The organism is Streptomyces sp. NPDC046870 (assembly GCF_040704595.1).
Taxonomy (GTDB): Bacteria; Actinomycetota; Actinomycetes; order Streptomycetales; family Streptomycetaceae; genus Streptomyces; species Streptomyces argyrophylli.
Genome location: NZ_JBEYXM010000025.1, coordinates 53,188 through 66,106, shown reverse-complemented (window position 1 = coordinate 66,106; position 12,919 = coordinate 53,188). Strand labels below are relative to the sequence as shown.

The window sequence follows — 12,919 nt, the reverse complement described above, 5'->3', positions numbered from 1 at the left end:
TTGTCCTCCCGTTACTCAGGGTTGTCCGCGAGGGATCTCGCCGCCCGGACGCAGTGGGCGAGCGCCTGGCGCGCGTACGCCGGGGAAGCGCCCGCCAGCCCGCACGCCGGGGTGACCGTGACCGCCTCCGCGAGCAGCTCCGGACGCAGCCCAAGCCTGCGCCACAACGTCCTGACACCCATGACGCTACCGGCAGGGTCTGACAACGGGCCGTCCGTGCCCGGCACGACACCGGTGAACAGCCGGGTGCCGCCCTCCACGGCCTCGCCGATCGCCTCGTCGTCACGCTCGGTGAGAAGCGCGAGGTCGAAGGAGACGGCCGCCGCGCCGGCCCGCCGCAGCAGGGCGAACGGCACGTCCGGGGCGCAGGAGTGCACCACCACCGGTCCGCCGGCGTGCGCGCCGACGACGTCCCGGAGCGTGGCCTCCACGATCTGCCGGTCCACGGCCCGGTGGGTGCGGTAACCGCTCGCCGTGCGGACCTGCCCGCGCAGGACGGCCGTCAGGGAGGGCTCGTCGAGCTGGAGGACGATCCGGGCGCCCGGGACGCGGCGGCGCACCTCGTCGAGGTGCAGCCGCAGGCCCTCGGCGAGCGAGGCGGCGAGGTCCCGGCAGGCGCCGGGGTCCGACAGGGCGGCCTCGCCGTTCCTCAGCTCCAGGGCGGCGGCCAGCGTCCACGGCCCGACCGCCTGCACCTTCAGGTCGCCCTCGTGGCCCTGGGTGAACTCCTCCAGCGCGTCCAGGTCCTCGCCGAGCCAGGACCTGGCCCGCCTGGTGTCCCGGCCCGGCCGGTCCCCGATCCGCCACCCGCTGGGCTCCACGCGCGCGTAGAGCTCGACCAGCATCCCGGCGGTGCGGCCGATCATGTCGGCGCCGGGCCCGCGCGCGGGCAGCTCCGGGAGGAACGGGAAGTCCTCGAAGGATCCGGTGGCGGTCTTGGCGGCTTCCCTCGCGTCCCCGCCGGGGAGGGAACCGACGCCGGTGGCCCCCGGGAACCTGAACTGGCTGTTTTCGCTCACCAGGGAAGCCTACGGAACCCTCCGGACGGGGTCAGCGCCCCGGACGTACCGTCAGGTCGTTGATCTCCGCGTCCCTCGGGAGGTCCAGGGCGGTCAGGATCGTCGTGGCGACCGACTCGGGGTCGATCCACTTCGACGGGTCGTACTCCTTGCCCTCCTGCTGGTGCACCTTGGCCTGCATGGGGCTCGCGGTGCGCCCGGGGTAGACCGAGGTGACGCGGACGCCGTTCGCGTGCTCCTCCTGGCGCAGGGAGTCGGCGAGGGCCTTCAGGCCGTGCTTGGAGGCGGCGTACGCGGACCACCCGGCGCCGGCGGAGAGGCCGGCGCCGGAGTTGACGAAGATCACATGGCCGCGGGCCGCCCGGAGCTGCGGCAGGAAGTGCCGGGTCAGCTCGGCGGGGGCGATCAGGTTGACGTTGAGCTGGTGGCGCCAGGACTTCGGGGTCAGCTCGCCGACCCCGCCGAGGTCGACGACCCCGGCGATGTGCAGCAGGGAGTCGATCCGGTCCGGGAGCGTCTGGTGGGAGAACGCCCAGGACAGCTTGTCCGGGTCCGCCAGGTCGCCGACGAGGGTGCGCGCGCCGGGGAACCCGGCCGCCAGTTCCTTCGCCCGGCCCGCGTCGCGCGCGTGGAGCACGATCTCGTCCCCGCGCGCGTGCAGCCGGCGGGCCACGGCCGCGCCGATGCCGGAACCGGCTCCGGTGATCACATGAGTAGCCATGACCGCCATGCTCGCATCACCGGACGCCGGGTCCCGCGGCGGTGGCCGCTCACGCCGCGGCCTGAAGGTGGGCGAGGGCACCGACCGGCTCGTCGGCGAAGAAGACCAGTTCGGCGAGCGGGCGCGGCAGGAAGCCCTCGGCCTCCATGCGGCGGAACTGCTCGCGCAGGCCGTCGTAGAAGCCCGCCGTGTTCAGCAGCACGACCGGCTTCTCGGTGCGGCCGTGCTTCTTCAGCTCCAGGATCTCGGTGGCCTCGTCCAGCGTGCCGGTGCCGCCCACCATGATCACCACGGCGTCGGCCTTCTCCAGCAGCAGCTTCTTGCGTTCGGCGAGGTCGGCCGCGATGATCATCTCGTCGGCGCCGGGCCGCGCCTTGTTCGCCAGGAACTCCACCGAGACGCCCAGCAGCCTGCCGCCCGCCTCCTGCACACCGTCGGCGACCACCTTCATCAGGCCGACGTCGGAACCGCCCCAGACGAGCGTGTGGCCGGCCTTGCCGAGCAGTTCCGCGAACTCGCGCGCGGGGCGGGTGTACCGCTCGTCGAGGTCGGCGGCGGACAGGAAGACGCAGATGTTCATGGCCTCTACCGTACGGTCCCCGCGCCGGACGGGAAGAAGCGCGGCACGTCCCGACGCTGGAAACGGTATGACCCAAGGACACACGATCACGATCCAGAAGAGCGAGCGGCACGTGCGCGTGGTGCACGGCGACCAGGTGCTCGCGGAGTCCGACCGGCCCCTGGAGCTGCGCGAGACGGGCTGCCCGGTCAGGTACTACATCCCCGCCGAGGACGTCCGCCTCGATCTGCTGACGCCCTCCGACACGCACACCGTGTGCCCCTTCAAGGGCACGGCGTCCTACTGGTCGCTGCCGGACGCGCCGGACCTCGTCTGGGCGTATCCGGACCCCAAGGACGGGGTGGCGGAGATCAGGGACCACTACTGCTTCTACGACACCGAGGTCGCATGACCACCCGCGGCACCGCCGTGTCGTGACCGATGAGTGCCGTGCCGTGCGGCAGTCTGCACGGCCATGGACAAGAAGACGACTTCCCGCGACGGCACCTGCCTCGCGTACGGAGTGATCGGCCAGGGGCCCACGGTGATCCTGGTGAGCGGCGCGATGTCCACCGGCGGCACCGTGGCGCCCCTGGCCCAGCGCCTCGCGGACCGCTGCACGGCCGTCGTCTACGACCGCCGGGGCCGCGGCGAGAGCGGCGACACGGCGCCGTACGAGGTCGAGCGCGAGATCGAGGACCTGGCCGCGCTGATCGACGCGGTGGGCGGCGAGGCGGCGCTCTTCGGGGTCTCCTCGGGCGGCGCGCTGGTCCTGCGCGCGGCGGCGAGCGGGCTGCCCGTCGCCCGCGCGGCGGTCTACGAGGTGCCCTACGCCGACCACCTGGCGGACGGCGCCGCACGTGAGGCCACCTACAAGCAGCAGCTGGGCAAGGCGCTCGGCGAGGGCCGGCGCGGGGACGCGGTGGAACTGTTCCTGCGCCTGACGGGCCTCGGCGAGGAGATGATCCAGCGGGCCCGGGAGTCGCCGATGTGGGCCGGCATGGAGGCGGTCGCCCCCAGCCTCGCCCACGACGACGCGGTCATGGGCGACGGCCTGCTCCCCCGGGACCGGCTCGCCGCGATCGGTGTGCCCGTGCTCGCGGTCGCGGGCGGTGCGAGCCCGGAGTGGCTGCGCGCGGCGTCCCGGGAGATCGCCGAGACGGTGCCCCAGGGCACGTACCGGGTCCTGGAGGGGCAGACCCACGCGGTGGAACCGGACGTGCTGGGGCCGGTGCTGGCGGAGTTCCTCGCGGGACGGCACACCTAGGGCCGCTCCGCGCGGGACGGGGGCCGGTTCAGACCGCCGCGGCCGTCGCGCGCGTGGTCGACGCGATCGTCGCCGAGCCCACCACGCGCGTGCCGTCGTACAGGACGATCGCCTGGCCGGGGGCGACACCGCGGACCGGCTCGGTGAAGGTCACCCGCAGCTCGCCGCCGACCGGTTCGGCCCTCACCTCGGTCTCGCCGCCGTGGGCGCGCAGCTGGGCCGTGTAGGTGCCGGGGCCGGTGGGGGCGGTGCCGCACCAGCGGGGCTTGATCGCGGTGAGGGCGGTGACGTCCAGGGCGTCGGCCGGGCCGACGGTGACCGTGTTGGTGACCGGGGAGATGTCCAGGACGTAGCGCGGCTTGCCGTCCGGGGCCGGGGTGCCGATGCGCAGGCCCTTGCGCTGGCCGATGGTGAAGCCGTACGCGCCCTCGTGGGTGCCCAGCTTGGCGCCGGACTCGTCCACGATGTCGCCCTCGGCCTTGCCGAGCCGCTTGGCCAGGAAGCCCTGGGTGTCGCCGTCGGCGATGAAGCAGATGTCGTGCGAGTCGGGCTTCTTGGCCACGGCCAGGCCCCGGCGCTCGGCCTCCGCGCGGATCTCCTCCTTGGTGGTGACCGTGTCGCCGAGCGGGAACAGGGCGTGCGCGAGCTGCTTCTCGTCCAGCACGCCGAGGACGTACGACTGGTCCTTCGCCATGTCGGAGGCGCGGTGCAGCTCGCGGGAGCCGTCCGGGTTCACGATCACCTTGGCGTAGTGGCCGGTGCAGACGGCGTCGAAGCCGAGGGCCAGCGCCTTGTCGAGCAGCGCGGCGAACTTGATCTTCTCGTTGCAGCGCAGGCACGGGTTCGGGGTGCGGCCGGCCTCGTACTCGGCGACGAAGTCCTCGACGACGTCCTCGCGGAAGCGGTCGGCGAGGTCCCAGACGTAGAACGGGATGCCGATGACGTCGGCCGCGCGGCGGGCGTCGCGCGAGTCCTCGATGGTGCAACAGCCCCGCGCGCCGGTGCGGAACGACTGCGGGTTCGCGGAGAGCGCGAGGTGGACGCCGGTGACGTCGTGGCCTGCTTCCGCGGCGCGCGCGGCGGCGACGGCGGAGTCGACCCCGCCGGACATGGCGGCGAGGACGCGGAGGGGGCGGGTGCGCTGCGGGGTGTCAGTCATAGCCCTTCCAGGGTACGGGGCGCGGGAACCGCGTCGGCCTGGTATCCGTTGACGATCGCAGAGGGTGACGACGGGGCCGGTGACACCGGCGGTGACGGGGGCGGACATGGGCACGGCGAAGGACGACTACCGGCGGCCGGGGCGGCGGGCGCTGCTGGTCGGCGGGGCCGCGGCGGCCGTGGGCACGGCCGTGCTGGCCCGTCAGGAGCTGTCCCGGCTGTGGTGGCGGATGCCCGGGGTGGACAAGCCGCGGGTGGCGGGCGCGGTGGACTTCCGGGGTGCGCGCTGGGTGGGGGCCTCGGCGGCGAACTACCGGCTCGCGGACCGCCCGTCCGACTACCGGGTGGACCGGGTGGTCGTCCATGTCACCCAGGGCGGCTACGCGTCCGCGGTGAAGGTCTTCCGGGACCCCGGGCACGGTGCGGCGGCGCACTACATCGTGCGCAAGGACGGGCGGGTCACCCAGCTGGTCCGGGAACTGGACGTGGCCTTCCACGCGGGCAACCGGGAGTACAACGAACGCAGCGTCGGGATAGAGCACGAGGGCTTCGTGGAGGACGCCTCGTCCTTCACGGACGAGATGTACGCGGCCTCGGCCCGGCTGACGGCGGCGATATGCGAGCGGTACGGCATGCCCGTGGACCGCGAGCACATCATCGGGCACGTGGAGGTGCCGGGCACGGACCACACCGATCCGGGGCGGTTCTGGGACTGGGACCGGTACATACGCCTGGTCCGGGCCGAGCGGGAGAGGGACGGGGCGTCCGCGTCCCCCCGCGCGGCTACGTGAGCCCGGCCGCGCGGGCGCGTTCCACCGCCGGGCCGATCGCCTTGGCCACTGCCTCGACGTCCGCCTCCGTGGAGGTGTGGCCGAGGGAGAAGCGCAGGGTGCCGCGGGCCAGGTCGGGGTCGGTGCCGGTGGCGAGGAGGACATGGCTGGGCTGGGCGACGCCCGCGGTGCAGGCGGAGCCGGTGGAGCACTCGATGCCCTGGGCGTCCAGGAGGAGCAGCAGGGAGTCGCCCTCGCAGCCGGGGAAGGTGAAGTGGGCGTTGGCCGGGAGCCGGCCCCCGGGCGCCGGGTCGCCGCCGAGGATCGCGTCCGGTACGGCGCGGCGCACGGCGTCGATCAGCTGGTCGCGCAGGGCGCCGATCTCGCGCGCGAACCACTCGCGCTGTTCGGCGGCGAGCCGGCCGGCGACGGCGAAGGAGGCGATGGCCGGGACGTCCAGCGTGCCGGAGCGCACATGCCGCTCCTGGCCGCCGCCGTGCAGGACGGGTACGGGGGTGTGCTCGCGGCCGAGGACCAGCGCGCCGATGCCGTACGGCCCGCCGATCTTGTGCCCGGAGACGGTCATGGCGGCCAGGCCCGAGGCCTCGAAGTCGACCGGGACCTGACCGAAGGCCTGGACCGCGTCGGCGTGCAGCGGGATGCCGAACTCGGCGGTGACGTCGGCCAGTTCACGGACCGGCATGACCGTGCCGATCTCGTTGTTGGCCCACATCACGGTGGCCAGGGCGACGTCGGCGGGGTTGCGGGCGATGGCCTCGCGCAGCGCCTCGGGGTGGACACGGCCGTAGGAGTCGACGGGGAGGTACTCGACGGTGGCGCCCTCGTGCTCGCCGAGCCAGTGCACGGCGTCCAGCACGGCGTGGTGCTCGACCGGGCTGGCCAGGACCCGGGTGCGGGCCGGGTCGGCGTCGCGGCGGGACCAGTACAGGCCCTTGACCGCGAGGTTGTCGGCCTCGGTGCCACCGGAGGTGAGGACGACCTCGCTGGGGCGGGCGCCGAGGGCTTCCGCGAGGGTCTCGCGGGACTCCTCGACCGTACGGCGTGCCTGGCGGCCGGATGCGTGGAGGGAGGAGGCGTTGCCCGTGATGCTCAACTGGGCGGTGAATGCCTCCGCCGCCTCCGGGAGCATCGGGGTGGTCGCGGCGTGGTCGAGGTAAGCCATGGTGAGGCGATTCTACGGCTCCCCTGCGGTCGGCTCCGGCCGCGAGGGCGTGCCGTTGGCTCCGCGCGTTGCGCCGGCCGCGCCTGGGCGCCTTGCGTTGGTCGCTTGGGCTCGGTGGCGGCGCACCCGGCACTGTCGGCCGTGCCCACCCGTTCCGCCCTGCGGAACGATGGCCCACGGCGGGTGCGGCGGGGCGACTCGGCGGGGGCCGCGGGGTGCCGCTGCGCGCCGGGGGACGTCACAGGCTCCAGGACACCGTGCCCGAGGCTTCCATCGCGATCAGCAGGACCGCCAGGTCGGCGACGCCCAGGGTCAGGCCGAGGTAGGCGCGGCCCCGGCGGGTCGTGCCGCGCCAGAGGGCGACGGCGGCCAGGACGATGGCGACCGGGCCGAGGAAGAGGTTGAGCACGAGCAGGCCGAGGAGGCCGAGGATGAAGGACGCGACGGCCATGCCGTCGGCGTCGCGGGGGCGCGGGCGGGTGTCGGTGCGGGTGCGGCCGGTGGCCGGTGCGGTGAGATGCATGGCGCTCAGCTCCTGGAGTGCTTGGCGGTGGTCGGCTGGCCGGGGGTCCCGGGTCAGTTGGCCGAGGTGCGGCGGCGGCGCCCGTGGCGCTCGCGGATCGCGAAGACGCCGAGCCAGACGGCGATGACGGCGGCCAGGACGGCGGTGACGGTCAGCGGCGCGTGAGCGACGGTGCCCAGCACGACGCCGAGCAGCATGAGTGCGGCGACGAGGAACAGCATGGGATCAGATCCCCCTCCGATATGCCTCGTGTTCGGCCGGTGTGAAGTTTGGGTGAACAGTTGTAGTAACAGTTGTTCACTGACTTCGAGTCTAGCGCTCCCGACGGCTTTCCAATTCCAGAGAACAGTTGTTAACTGGATGACATGAGTCACACCCTCGGCATCCGGCAGGCCCAGAAGCAGAAGACCCGGCAGGCGTTCCTCGACGCGGCCCTCGCGCTGCTGGAGGAACAGAGCCTGAGCAGCCTGGGTCTGCGCGAGGTCACCCGGGCCGTCGGTGTCGCCCCGACGGCCTTCTACCGGCACTTCCGCTCGACCGCCGACCTCGGGGTCGCCTTGGTCGACGAGGCGCTGGGCAGCCTGCATCCGATGGTGCGGACGACGGTGTCCGCAACGGGCGACAGCGGCGAACGCATCGCGCGAGCCGTTGAGTTGATCGCCCGTCACGTAGACGCGTACCCCGCACATGTCCGTTTTATCGCCCGGGAACGACATGGCGGGGTCCAGCCGGTGCGCGAGGCCATCCGGGCCCAGCTGCACCGGTTCGCCGAGGAGGTGAAGGCCGAGCTGGCCAAGGACCCGGAGGCGGCGGGCTGGAGCGACGACGACCTGCTGATGCTCGCGCACCTCTACGTCGACCAGATGCTCATCACCGCCTCCCTGTTCCTCGAGGCGCTGGAGGCCCCGGCACCGGAGCGGGAGCGCGTGGCGCAGCTCGCCACCCGCCAGCTGCGGCTCATCAGCATCGGCCGCACCCACTGGCTGGACTGAGCCGTCCCGCGACGGGTGACGGGCTCGCCGTGCGCACGACCGCCGACGGCGTCGGGGACGACGGCTGGGCCGCGGCCTACGACGAGGTGCGGGTCCGTGTCCTCGCGGCCTGGGAGAGCGACGCGCGGATGGTGACCCCGGTGCGGGTGCCCTGGGGCGAGGTCCCCGGCCACGCGGCGCTCTCCGGTTACGTCATGGAGATCGTCACCCACACCTGGGACCTGGCCGAGGCGATCGGTGTCGCGGCGGACGAACTCGACGCGGAGCTGGCCCAGTTCGCGCTCGCGACCGCCCGTGCGGTGCTGCCGGACACCCGGCCCCGCGACGCGGAGACGCCCTTCGGGGCCCGCCGCGAGGCGCCGCCGGCAGCCGGCCCCTACGAGCGGCCGGCGGCCTGGCTGGGGCGCGAGCCGCTCAGCCGAGCCTGACGCGGGCCAGCTGACGGGACTGGGCCACCAGGCGGTCGGCGCTGTCCCACACCTCGGCGTCCTCCTCCAGGAAGCCGCCGGCCAGGTTGCGGGTGGTGATGGACACCCGCAGCGGGCCGGGGGCCGGGCGGTGGCGGACGTGCACGGTGAGTTCCACGGTCGGCACCCAGCCCTCGAGGCCCAGCTCGAAGGCGGTGGGCGGGAGGGCGTCCACGGCGAGGAGCAGCGAGAGCGGGTCGGCGTCCCGTCCGTCGGCGAGGCCGAACCAGGCGCGCATCTCGCCCTTGCCGGAGGGCGTGCCGAGCGCCCAGCCGAGGGTGGCGGGGTCGAGCTTGAGCATCAGCCGGTCGGCGATGGCGGAGCCGCCCTCGACCGGGGACGGCCCGTCCTCGGGGCCGAGGCACTGCTTCAGCGGGGGCATCGCGGGCGGTGTGGCGCTCGTGCGGACGTCGTCGGGGAGGGCGGCGAGGTCGCCGTAGGAGGCGAGGACGCGGATGCGTTCGACCTCGTTGCCCTCGTCGTCGTACTGGAAGAGCGAGGCCTGGCCGGTGGAGAGGGTGCGGCCGGTGCGCACGGTCGTGGTGCGGACGACCGCCGGACCGGGCCGGGAGGCGGTCAGGTAGTGGGCGGTGACGGAGAAGGGGTCCGGGTGCGGGAGGGTGTCCGCGAGGGCCCGGCCGAGCACGGCCAGCAGGTAGCCGCCGTTGACGGCGCCGAGGATGGTCCAGCCGGCCGAGAGGTCGGTGTCGTAGACGCCGGGCTCGCGCCGGGTGACCGCGGTGTCGCGGTCGAACTCGCTGTCGCCGGTCAGGGCCCGCGACGGGGAAGGGGCGGAAGCTGCTTCTGGCATGGCTGCACGGTACAGCAGAAAACTACTAAGCGGTAGCTTTTCTTCCTGGGCGACGAGGCGTCCGACGGCCGGTCCGCTCCGGCCCCCGGGTGAGCTTCCGGCAATTTCTCGGTAAGTGTCCGGACCTGTCCACAACCTCCGGCGGCGGATCGCCCTCTATGGGGACATGAGCCTCACCGGGACTCCGTTCCTCTGCACGACCGTCCTGCTCTCGGTCGCTGCCCTCATACTGCCGCTCGTCCTGTGGTCGCGGATGCGTGGGCCCAAGCCCCTGCGGATCACGGCCCGGGTCCTCATGCTGCTGTTCGCCCAGGGTACGGCCGTCACCCTGGTCTTCGTGCTGGTCAACAACCAGAACAGCCTCTACGACAACTGGGCCGACCTGCTCGGCACCGGCGACCACGTCCAGCGGGCCGCCGACCTCGGCGAGGACGGCACCGGCGGCATCACGGTGACCCGGCTGCCGAAGGTCAGACAGACCTTCACGGCCGCCGACGGGCCCGGCATGCACGCGGCCGGCGGGGTCCGCGTCACCCAGCTCAGGGGCCGGGTCTCCGGCGTGAACGCCGAGGTCTACGTCTGGCTGCCGCCGCAGTACGGCGAACCGGCCTACCGGAACAAGAAGTTCCCGGTGGTCGAGCTGCTGCCGGGCTACCCCGGTTCCGCGAAGGCGTGGTTCGGGTCGCTCAAGGCGCACGAGCAGTTGCTGCCGCTGATGAGGAGCGGCCGGGTGGCGCCGTTCATCCTCGTCGCCCCGCGCACCAACCTGCTGGCCGGCGTGGACACGGGCTGCGCCAACATCCCGGGGCAGGTCGACGCCGACAGCTGGCTCAGCGTCGACGTCCCGAAGATGGTCATGGACAACTTCCGGGCCCAGCCCGCCCCCCGGGGCTGGGCGGTGGCCGGGTACTCGGCCGGCGCGCACTGCGCGGTGAAGCTCGCCGTGGCCCACCCCGACCGGTACCGGGCCGCGGTGAGCATGTCCGGCTACAACGACCCGATCGGCGAACCCGCCTCCCTCGCCGCCCAGACCCCCGCCCTGCGCGCCGCGAACAACCCCTATCTGCTGCTCAGACGGGAGGCCGTGCCGCCCCGGATCGCGCTGTACCTCTCCGGCGAGTCCGGCGACGGCTACCAGGCCGGCATGGCCCTGGAGGCCGTCGCCAAGGCGCCGACCACCGTGCGGGTGGTGTTCCTGCCGCGCAGCGCGGGCGGTCACACCATGGCGCTGTGGCGCCCGCAGGTCGGCACCGTCTTCCGCTGGCTGACCCTCCAGATGGGCCAGGGCCACGCCAGGGGCCGGGACACCTCGGTCGCCGGGAGGGCGTCCGGGGCTACTCCTCGGTCACCGTCGACCGGCGGTTCCACGCGCGCGGCGCTCGCCAGTGGAAGCGCATCGCGAGCAGGCGCAGCACGAAGGCCGTGATCACCGCGAGCCCACTGGTGAACGGGGTCAGGACGTCGTAGCGGATGCACAGCACGACCATCGTGGCGCCGACCATCGCCGGGACCGCGTACAGGTCGCGGTCCCAGCGCAGCAGCGAGGGCACCTCGTTGGCCAGCACGTCCCGCAGGACACCGCCGCCCACGGCGGTGGCGAGGCCCAGCGTCGCCGACGCGGTCAGGCCGAGACCGTAGCTGTACGCCTTCGTCGTACCGCTGACGCAGAACAGGCCGAGGCCGGCCGCGTCGAAGACGAGCACCGCCGCCTGGATGCGCTCCACGTGCGGATGCAGGAAGAAGACGACGAGCGTGGCGAGCAGCGGGGTGAGGAAGTACCCCAGGTCCGTGAAGGCGGCCGGGGGGACGGCCCCGATCACCAGGTCGCGGAACAGCCCGCCGCCCAGCGCGGTGACCTCGGCGAGGACGGCGATGCCGAAGACGTCGAAGTTCTTCCGCACGGCCAGCAGGGCGCCGGAGATCGCGAAGACGAAGATGCCGATCACATCGAGCGTGTGCTGGACGGAGGGACTGAAGAGTTGCTGCAGCTGCACCCTGCCATTCTCACCCGCCGGAGTGCGTGGGCCTTACAAAGCCAGGCTCACAGGGCAGGCTTCCCTGGGGTGAACAGCCAGGTGTCGAAGAGATCGTCGAGCTGCTGTCCGCTGACGCGCTCGGCGAGGCGGATGAAGTCGGCGGTGTCCGCGTTGCCGTACCGGTGGAGCTTCGTCCAGGCCGGCAGCAGTTCGAAGAAGGCCGTGTCGCCGATCCGCTCGCGCAGCACCTGGAGCGTCATCGCGCCGCGCTGGTAGACGGGCGAGGCGAACATCGTGTCCCGCTGCGGGTCGGCGACCTTGATCTGCCAGAAGGCGGAGCCGGCGGGGCGGGAGTCGTAGCCGGCCAGGAAGGAGTCGTGGGCGCTGCGGGTGCCCTGGTGCTCGGCCCACAGCCACTGGGCGTAGGTGGCGAAGCCCTCGTTGAGCCAGGTGTCCTTCCACTGGGCCACGCTCACCGAGTCGCCGAACCACTGGTGGGCCAGCTCGTGCACGATGGTCGACTCGTTGCGCACGGCCGAGTAGGCGGGCTTGCTCTGCACCTCCAGCGAGAACCCGGCCTCCGGCATGTCGTCGACGATCGCGCCGGTCTCCTCGAAGGGGTACGGCCCGAAGACCTGCGACCAGTAGTCGGTGGCGGCGGCCGTGACGGCGTACACGTCGACGCTGTTGCTGTCCTTGAGCACCGGGTCGATGGCGACGTAGACGGGGATGCCGCCGGGGGTGCGCCCGGTGCGCACGTCGAACTTCCCGATGGTGGCGGTGGCGAGGTAGGTCGCCATCGGCTTCGACTCCCGCCAGTGGGTGTACGTCGAGCCGCCCTTGTCGAACGTCGACACCAGCCGGCCGTTGGAGACGGCGGTCAGGCCCCGGGGAGCCTTGACGCGGATGTCGTAGGTGGCCTTGTCGGAGGGGTGGTCGCTGGACGGGAACCAGGTGGAGGCGGCGTTGGGTTCGCAGGCGACGAAGACGCCGTCGGCGGTCTTCATCCACCCGTAGTCGGAGCCGAAGATGATCGGCCCGCCGAGCGCCTGCGGTACGCCGCCGTAGGTCACGGAGACGGTGAAGTCCCGTCCCTCGGGAAGCGGGTGGCGCGGGGTGACGGTGATCTCGTCGCCGTCGCGCGTGAACCGGGCCGGTCTGCCGTCGACCCGGACACCGGTGGCCTCCAGCTGCTGGAGGTCGAGGTCGAAGGAGGAGAGCTTCTGGGTGGCGCGGGCCGTGAGGGTGGTACGGCCGTCCAGGCGGCCGGTCTCCGGGGCGTAGGCGATGTCCAGGTCGTAGTGGCGGGCGTCGAAGCCGCCGTTGCCCAGCCGGGGGAAGTAGGGGTCGCCGATGCCGGGGGCGCCGGGGGTGGGGGCGGAGGAGGCGGCGACGACGAGGAAGGAGGCTGCCGCGGTCGCGACAGCCCCCAGACGTGCCGAACGGGAGAGTGCCATGTGTCGTCCCTTTCGA

General features: G+C 73.0%; 16 protein-coding genes. 6 read left to right on the top strand and 10 right to left on the bottom strand.

The window, feature by feature from the left end; translation table 11 throughout:
* Nucleotides 1-11: 11 nt before the first annotated feature.
* The 3 genes from AB0946_RS34375 to AB0946_RS34365 are packed head-to-tail and all read right to left on the bottom strand — an operon-like array spanning nt 12 to nt 2,320.
* On the bottom strand, nt 12-1,019 hold the full coding sequence (locus AB0946_RS34375; protein ID WP_366764603.1) for a methionine synthase: 1,008 nt from the start codon (nt 1,017-1,019) through the stop codon (nt 12-14).
* A 31-nt stretch (nt 1,020-1,050) separates the two neighbouring features.
* Nucleotides 1,051-1,749, bottom strand: a complete 699-nt coding sequence (locus AB0946_RS34370) for an SDR family oxidoreductase (protein ID WP_366764602.1) — start codon at nt 1,747-1,749, stop codon at nt 1,051-1,053.
* A 40-nt stretch (nt 1,750-1,789) separates the two neighbouring features.
* Complete coding sequence (locus AB0946_RS34365) at nt 1,790-2,320, bottom strand: TIGR00730 family Rossman fold protein (protein ID WP_366764601.1); 531 nt, start codon at nt 2,318-2,320, stop codon at nt 1,790-1,792.
* 67 nt (nt 2,321-2,387) lie between these two features.
* On the opposite strand from AB0946_RS34365, the gene AB0946_RS34360 reads away from it, so the two are divergent.
* Nucleotides 2,388-2,711, top strand: a complete 324-nt coding sequence (locus AB0946_RS34360) for a DUF427 domain-containing protein (protein ID WP_366764600.1) — start codon at nt 2,388-2,390, stop codon at nt 2,709-2,711.
* Between the two features lie 63 nt (nt 2,712-2,774).
* A complete protein-coding gene (locus AB0946_RS34355; RefSeq protein ID WP_366764598.1) occupies nt 2,775-3,566 on the top strand; it encodes an alpha/beta hydrolase in 792 nt (263 codons plus the stop codon).
* Nucleotides 3,567-3,594: 28 nt separating this feature from the next.
* Here AB0946_RS34355 and mnmA read toward each other — a convergent pair whose 3' ends face one another.
* Nucleotides 3,595-4,725 (bottom strand): tRNA 2-thiouridine(34) synthase MnmA, encoded by a 1,131-nt coding sequence (gene mnmA, locus AB0946_RS34350; protein ID WP_366764596.1) that lies wholly within the window; start codon nt 4,723-4,725, stop codon nt 3,595-3,597.
* Between the two features lie 106 nt (nt 4,726-4,831).
* Between mnmA and AB0946_RS34345 the strand changes: the two genes are divergently transcribed.
* Entirely contained in the window at nt 4,832-5,515 is a 684-nt protein-coding gene (locus AB0946_RS34345) for an N-acetylmuramoyl-L-alanine amidase (RefSeq protein WP_366764657.1), read from the top strand.
* Here the strand turns inward: AB0946_RS34345 and AB0946_RS34340 are convergent.
* The 3 genes from AB0946_RS34340 to AB0946_RS34330 form a co-directional block, all read right to left on the bottom strand.
* Complete coding sequence (locus AB0946_RS34340; RefSeq protein ID WP_366764595.1) at nt 5,508-6,677, bottom strand: cysteine desulfurase family protein; 1,170 nt, start codon at nt 6,675-6,677, stop codon at nt 5,508-5,510. The genes AB0946_RS34345 and AB0946_RS34340 overlap by 8 nt on opposite strands.
* A 238-nt stretch (nt 6,678-6,915) precedes the next feature.
* The gene (locus AB0946_RS34335) at nt 6,916-7,200 is read right to left on the bottom strand and encodes a DUF4190 domain-containing protein (protein ID WP_366764594.1); all 285 of its coding nucleotides are present in this window, start codon (nt 7,198-7,200) and stop codon (nt 6,916-6,918) included.
* Between the two features lie 53 nt (nt 7,201-7,253).
* Entirely contained in the window at nt 7,254-7,421 is a 168-nt protein-coding gene (locus AB0946_RS34330) for a hypothetical protein (protein WP_171152597.1), read from the bottom strand.
* A 144-nt stretch (nt 7,422-7,565) separates the two neighbouring features.
* Between AB0946_RS34330 and AB0946_RS34325 the strand changes: the two genes are divergently transcribed.
* Nucleotides 7,566-8,192, top strand: a complete 627-nt coding sequence (locus tag AB0946_RS34325) for a TetR family transcriptional regulator (RefSeq protein ID WP_366764593.1) — start codon at nt 7,566-7,568, stop codon at nt 8,190-8,192.
* Nucleotides 8,180-8,620, top strand: coding sequence for a TIGR03086 family metal-binding protein (locus AB0946_RS34320; RefSeq protein ID WP_366764655.1), 441 nt, complete (start codon nt 8,180-8,182; stop codon nt 8,618-8,620). Before AB0946_RS34325 ends, AB0946_RS34320 begins: the two co-directional genes overlap by 13 nt.
* Here AB0946_RS34320 and AB0946_RS34315 read toward each other — a convergent pair.
* The gene (locus tag AB0946_RS34315) at nt 8,607-9,470 is read right to left on the bottom strand and encodes a thioesterase family protein (protein ID WP_366764592.1); all 864 of its coding nucleotides are present in this window, start codon (nt 9,468-9,470) and stop codon (nt 8,607-8,609) included. The two genes, AB0946_RS34320 and AB0946_RS34315, sit on opposite strands and share 14 nt — an antisense overlap.
* A gap of 166 nt (nt 9,471-9,636) precedes the next feature.
* Between AB0946_RS34315 and AB0946_RS34310 the strand changes: the two genes are divergently transcribed.
* The gene (locus tag AB0946_RS34310; RefSeq protein ID WP_366764591.1) at nt 9,637-10,896 is read left to right on the top strand and encodes an alpha/beta hydrolase-fold protein; all 1,260 of its coding nucleotides are present in this window, start codon (nt 9,637-9,639) and stop codon (nt 10,894-10,896) included.
* On the opposite strand, the gene AB0946_RS34305 is transcribed toward AB0946_RS34310, so the two are convergent.
* Together AB0946_RS34305 and AB0946_RS34300 are read right to left on the bottom strand one after the other, a co-directional pair.
* Nucleotides 10,805-11,464, bottom strand: coding sequence for a trimeric intracellular cation channel family protein (locus AB0946_RS34305; RefSeq protein ID WP_366753813.1), 660 nt, complete (start codon nt 11,462-11,464; stop codon nt 10,805-10,807). The two genes, AB0946_RS34310 and AB0946_RS34305, sit on opposite strands and share 92 nt — an antisense overlap.
* 47 nt (nt 11,465-11,511) lie before the next feature.
* Complete coding sequence (locus tag AB0946_RS34300) at nt 11,512-12,903, bottom strand: M1 family metallopeptidase (protein ID WP_366764590.1); 1,392 nt, start codon at nt 12,901-12,903, stop codon at nt 11,512-11,514.
* Nucleotides 12,904-12,919 lie beyond the last annotated feature (16 nt).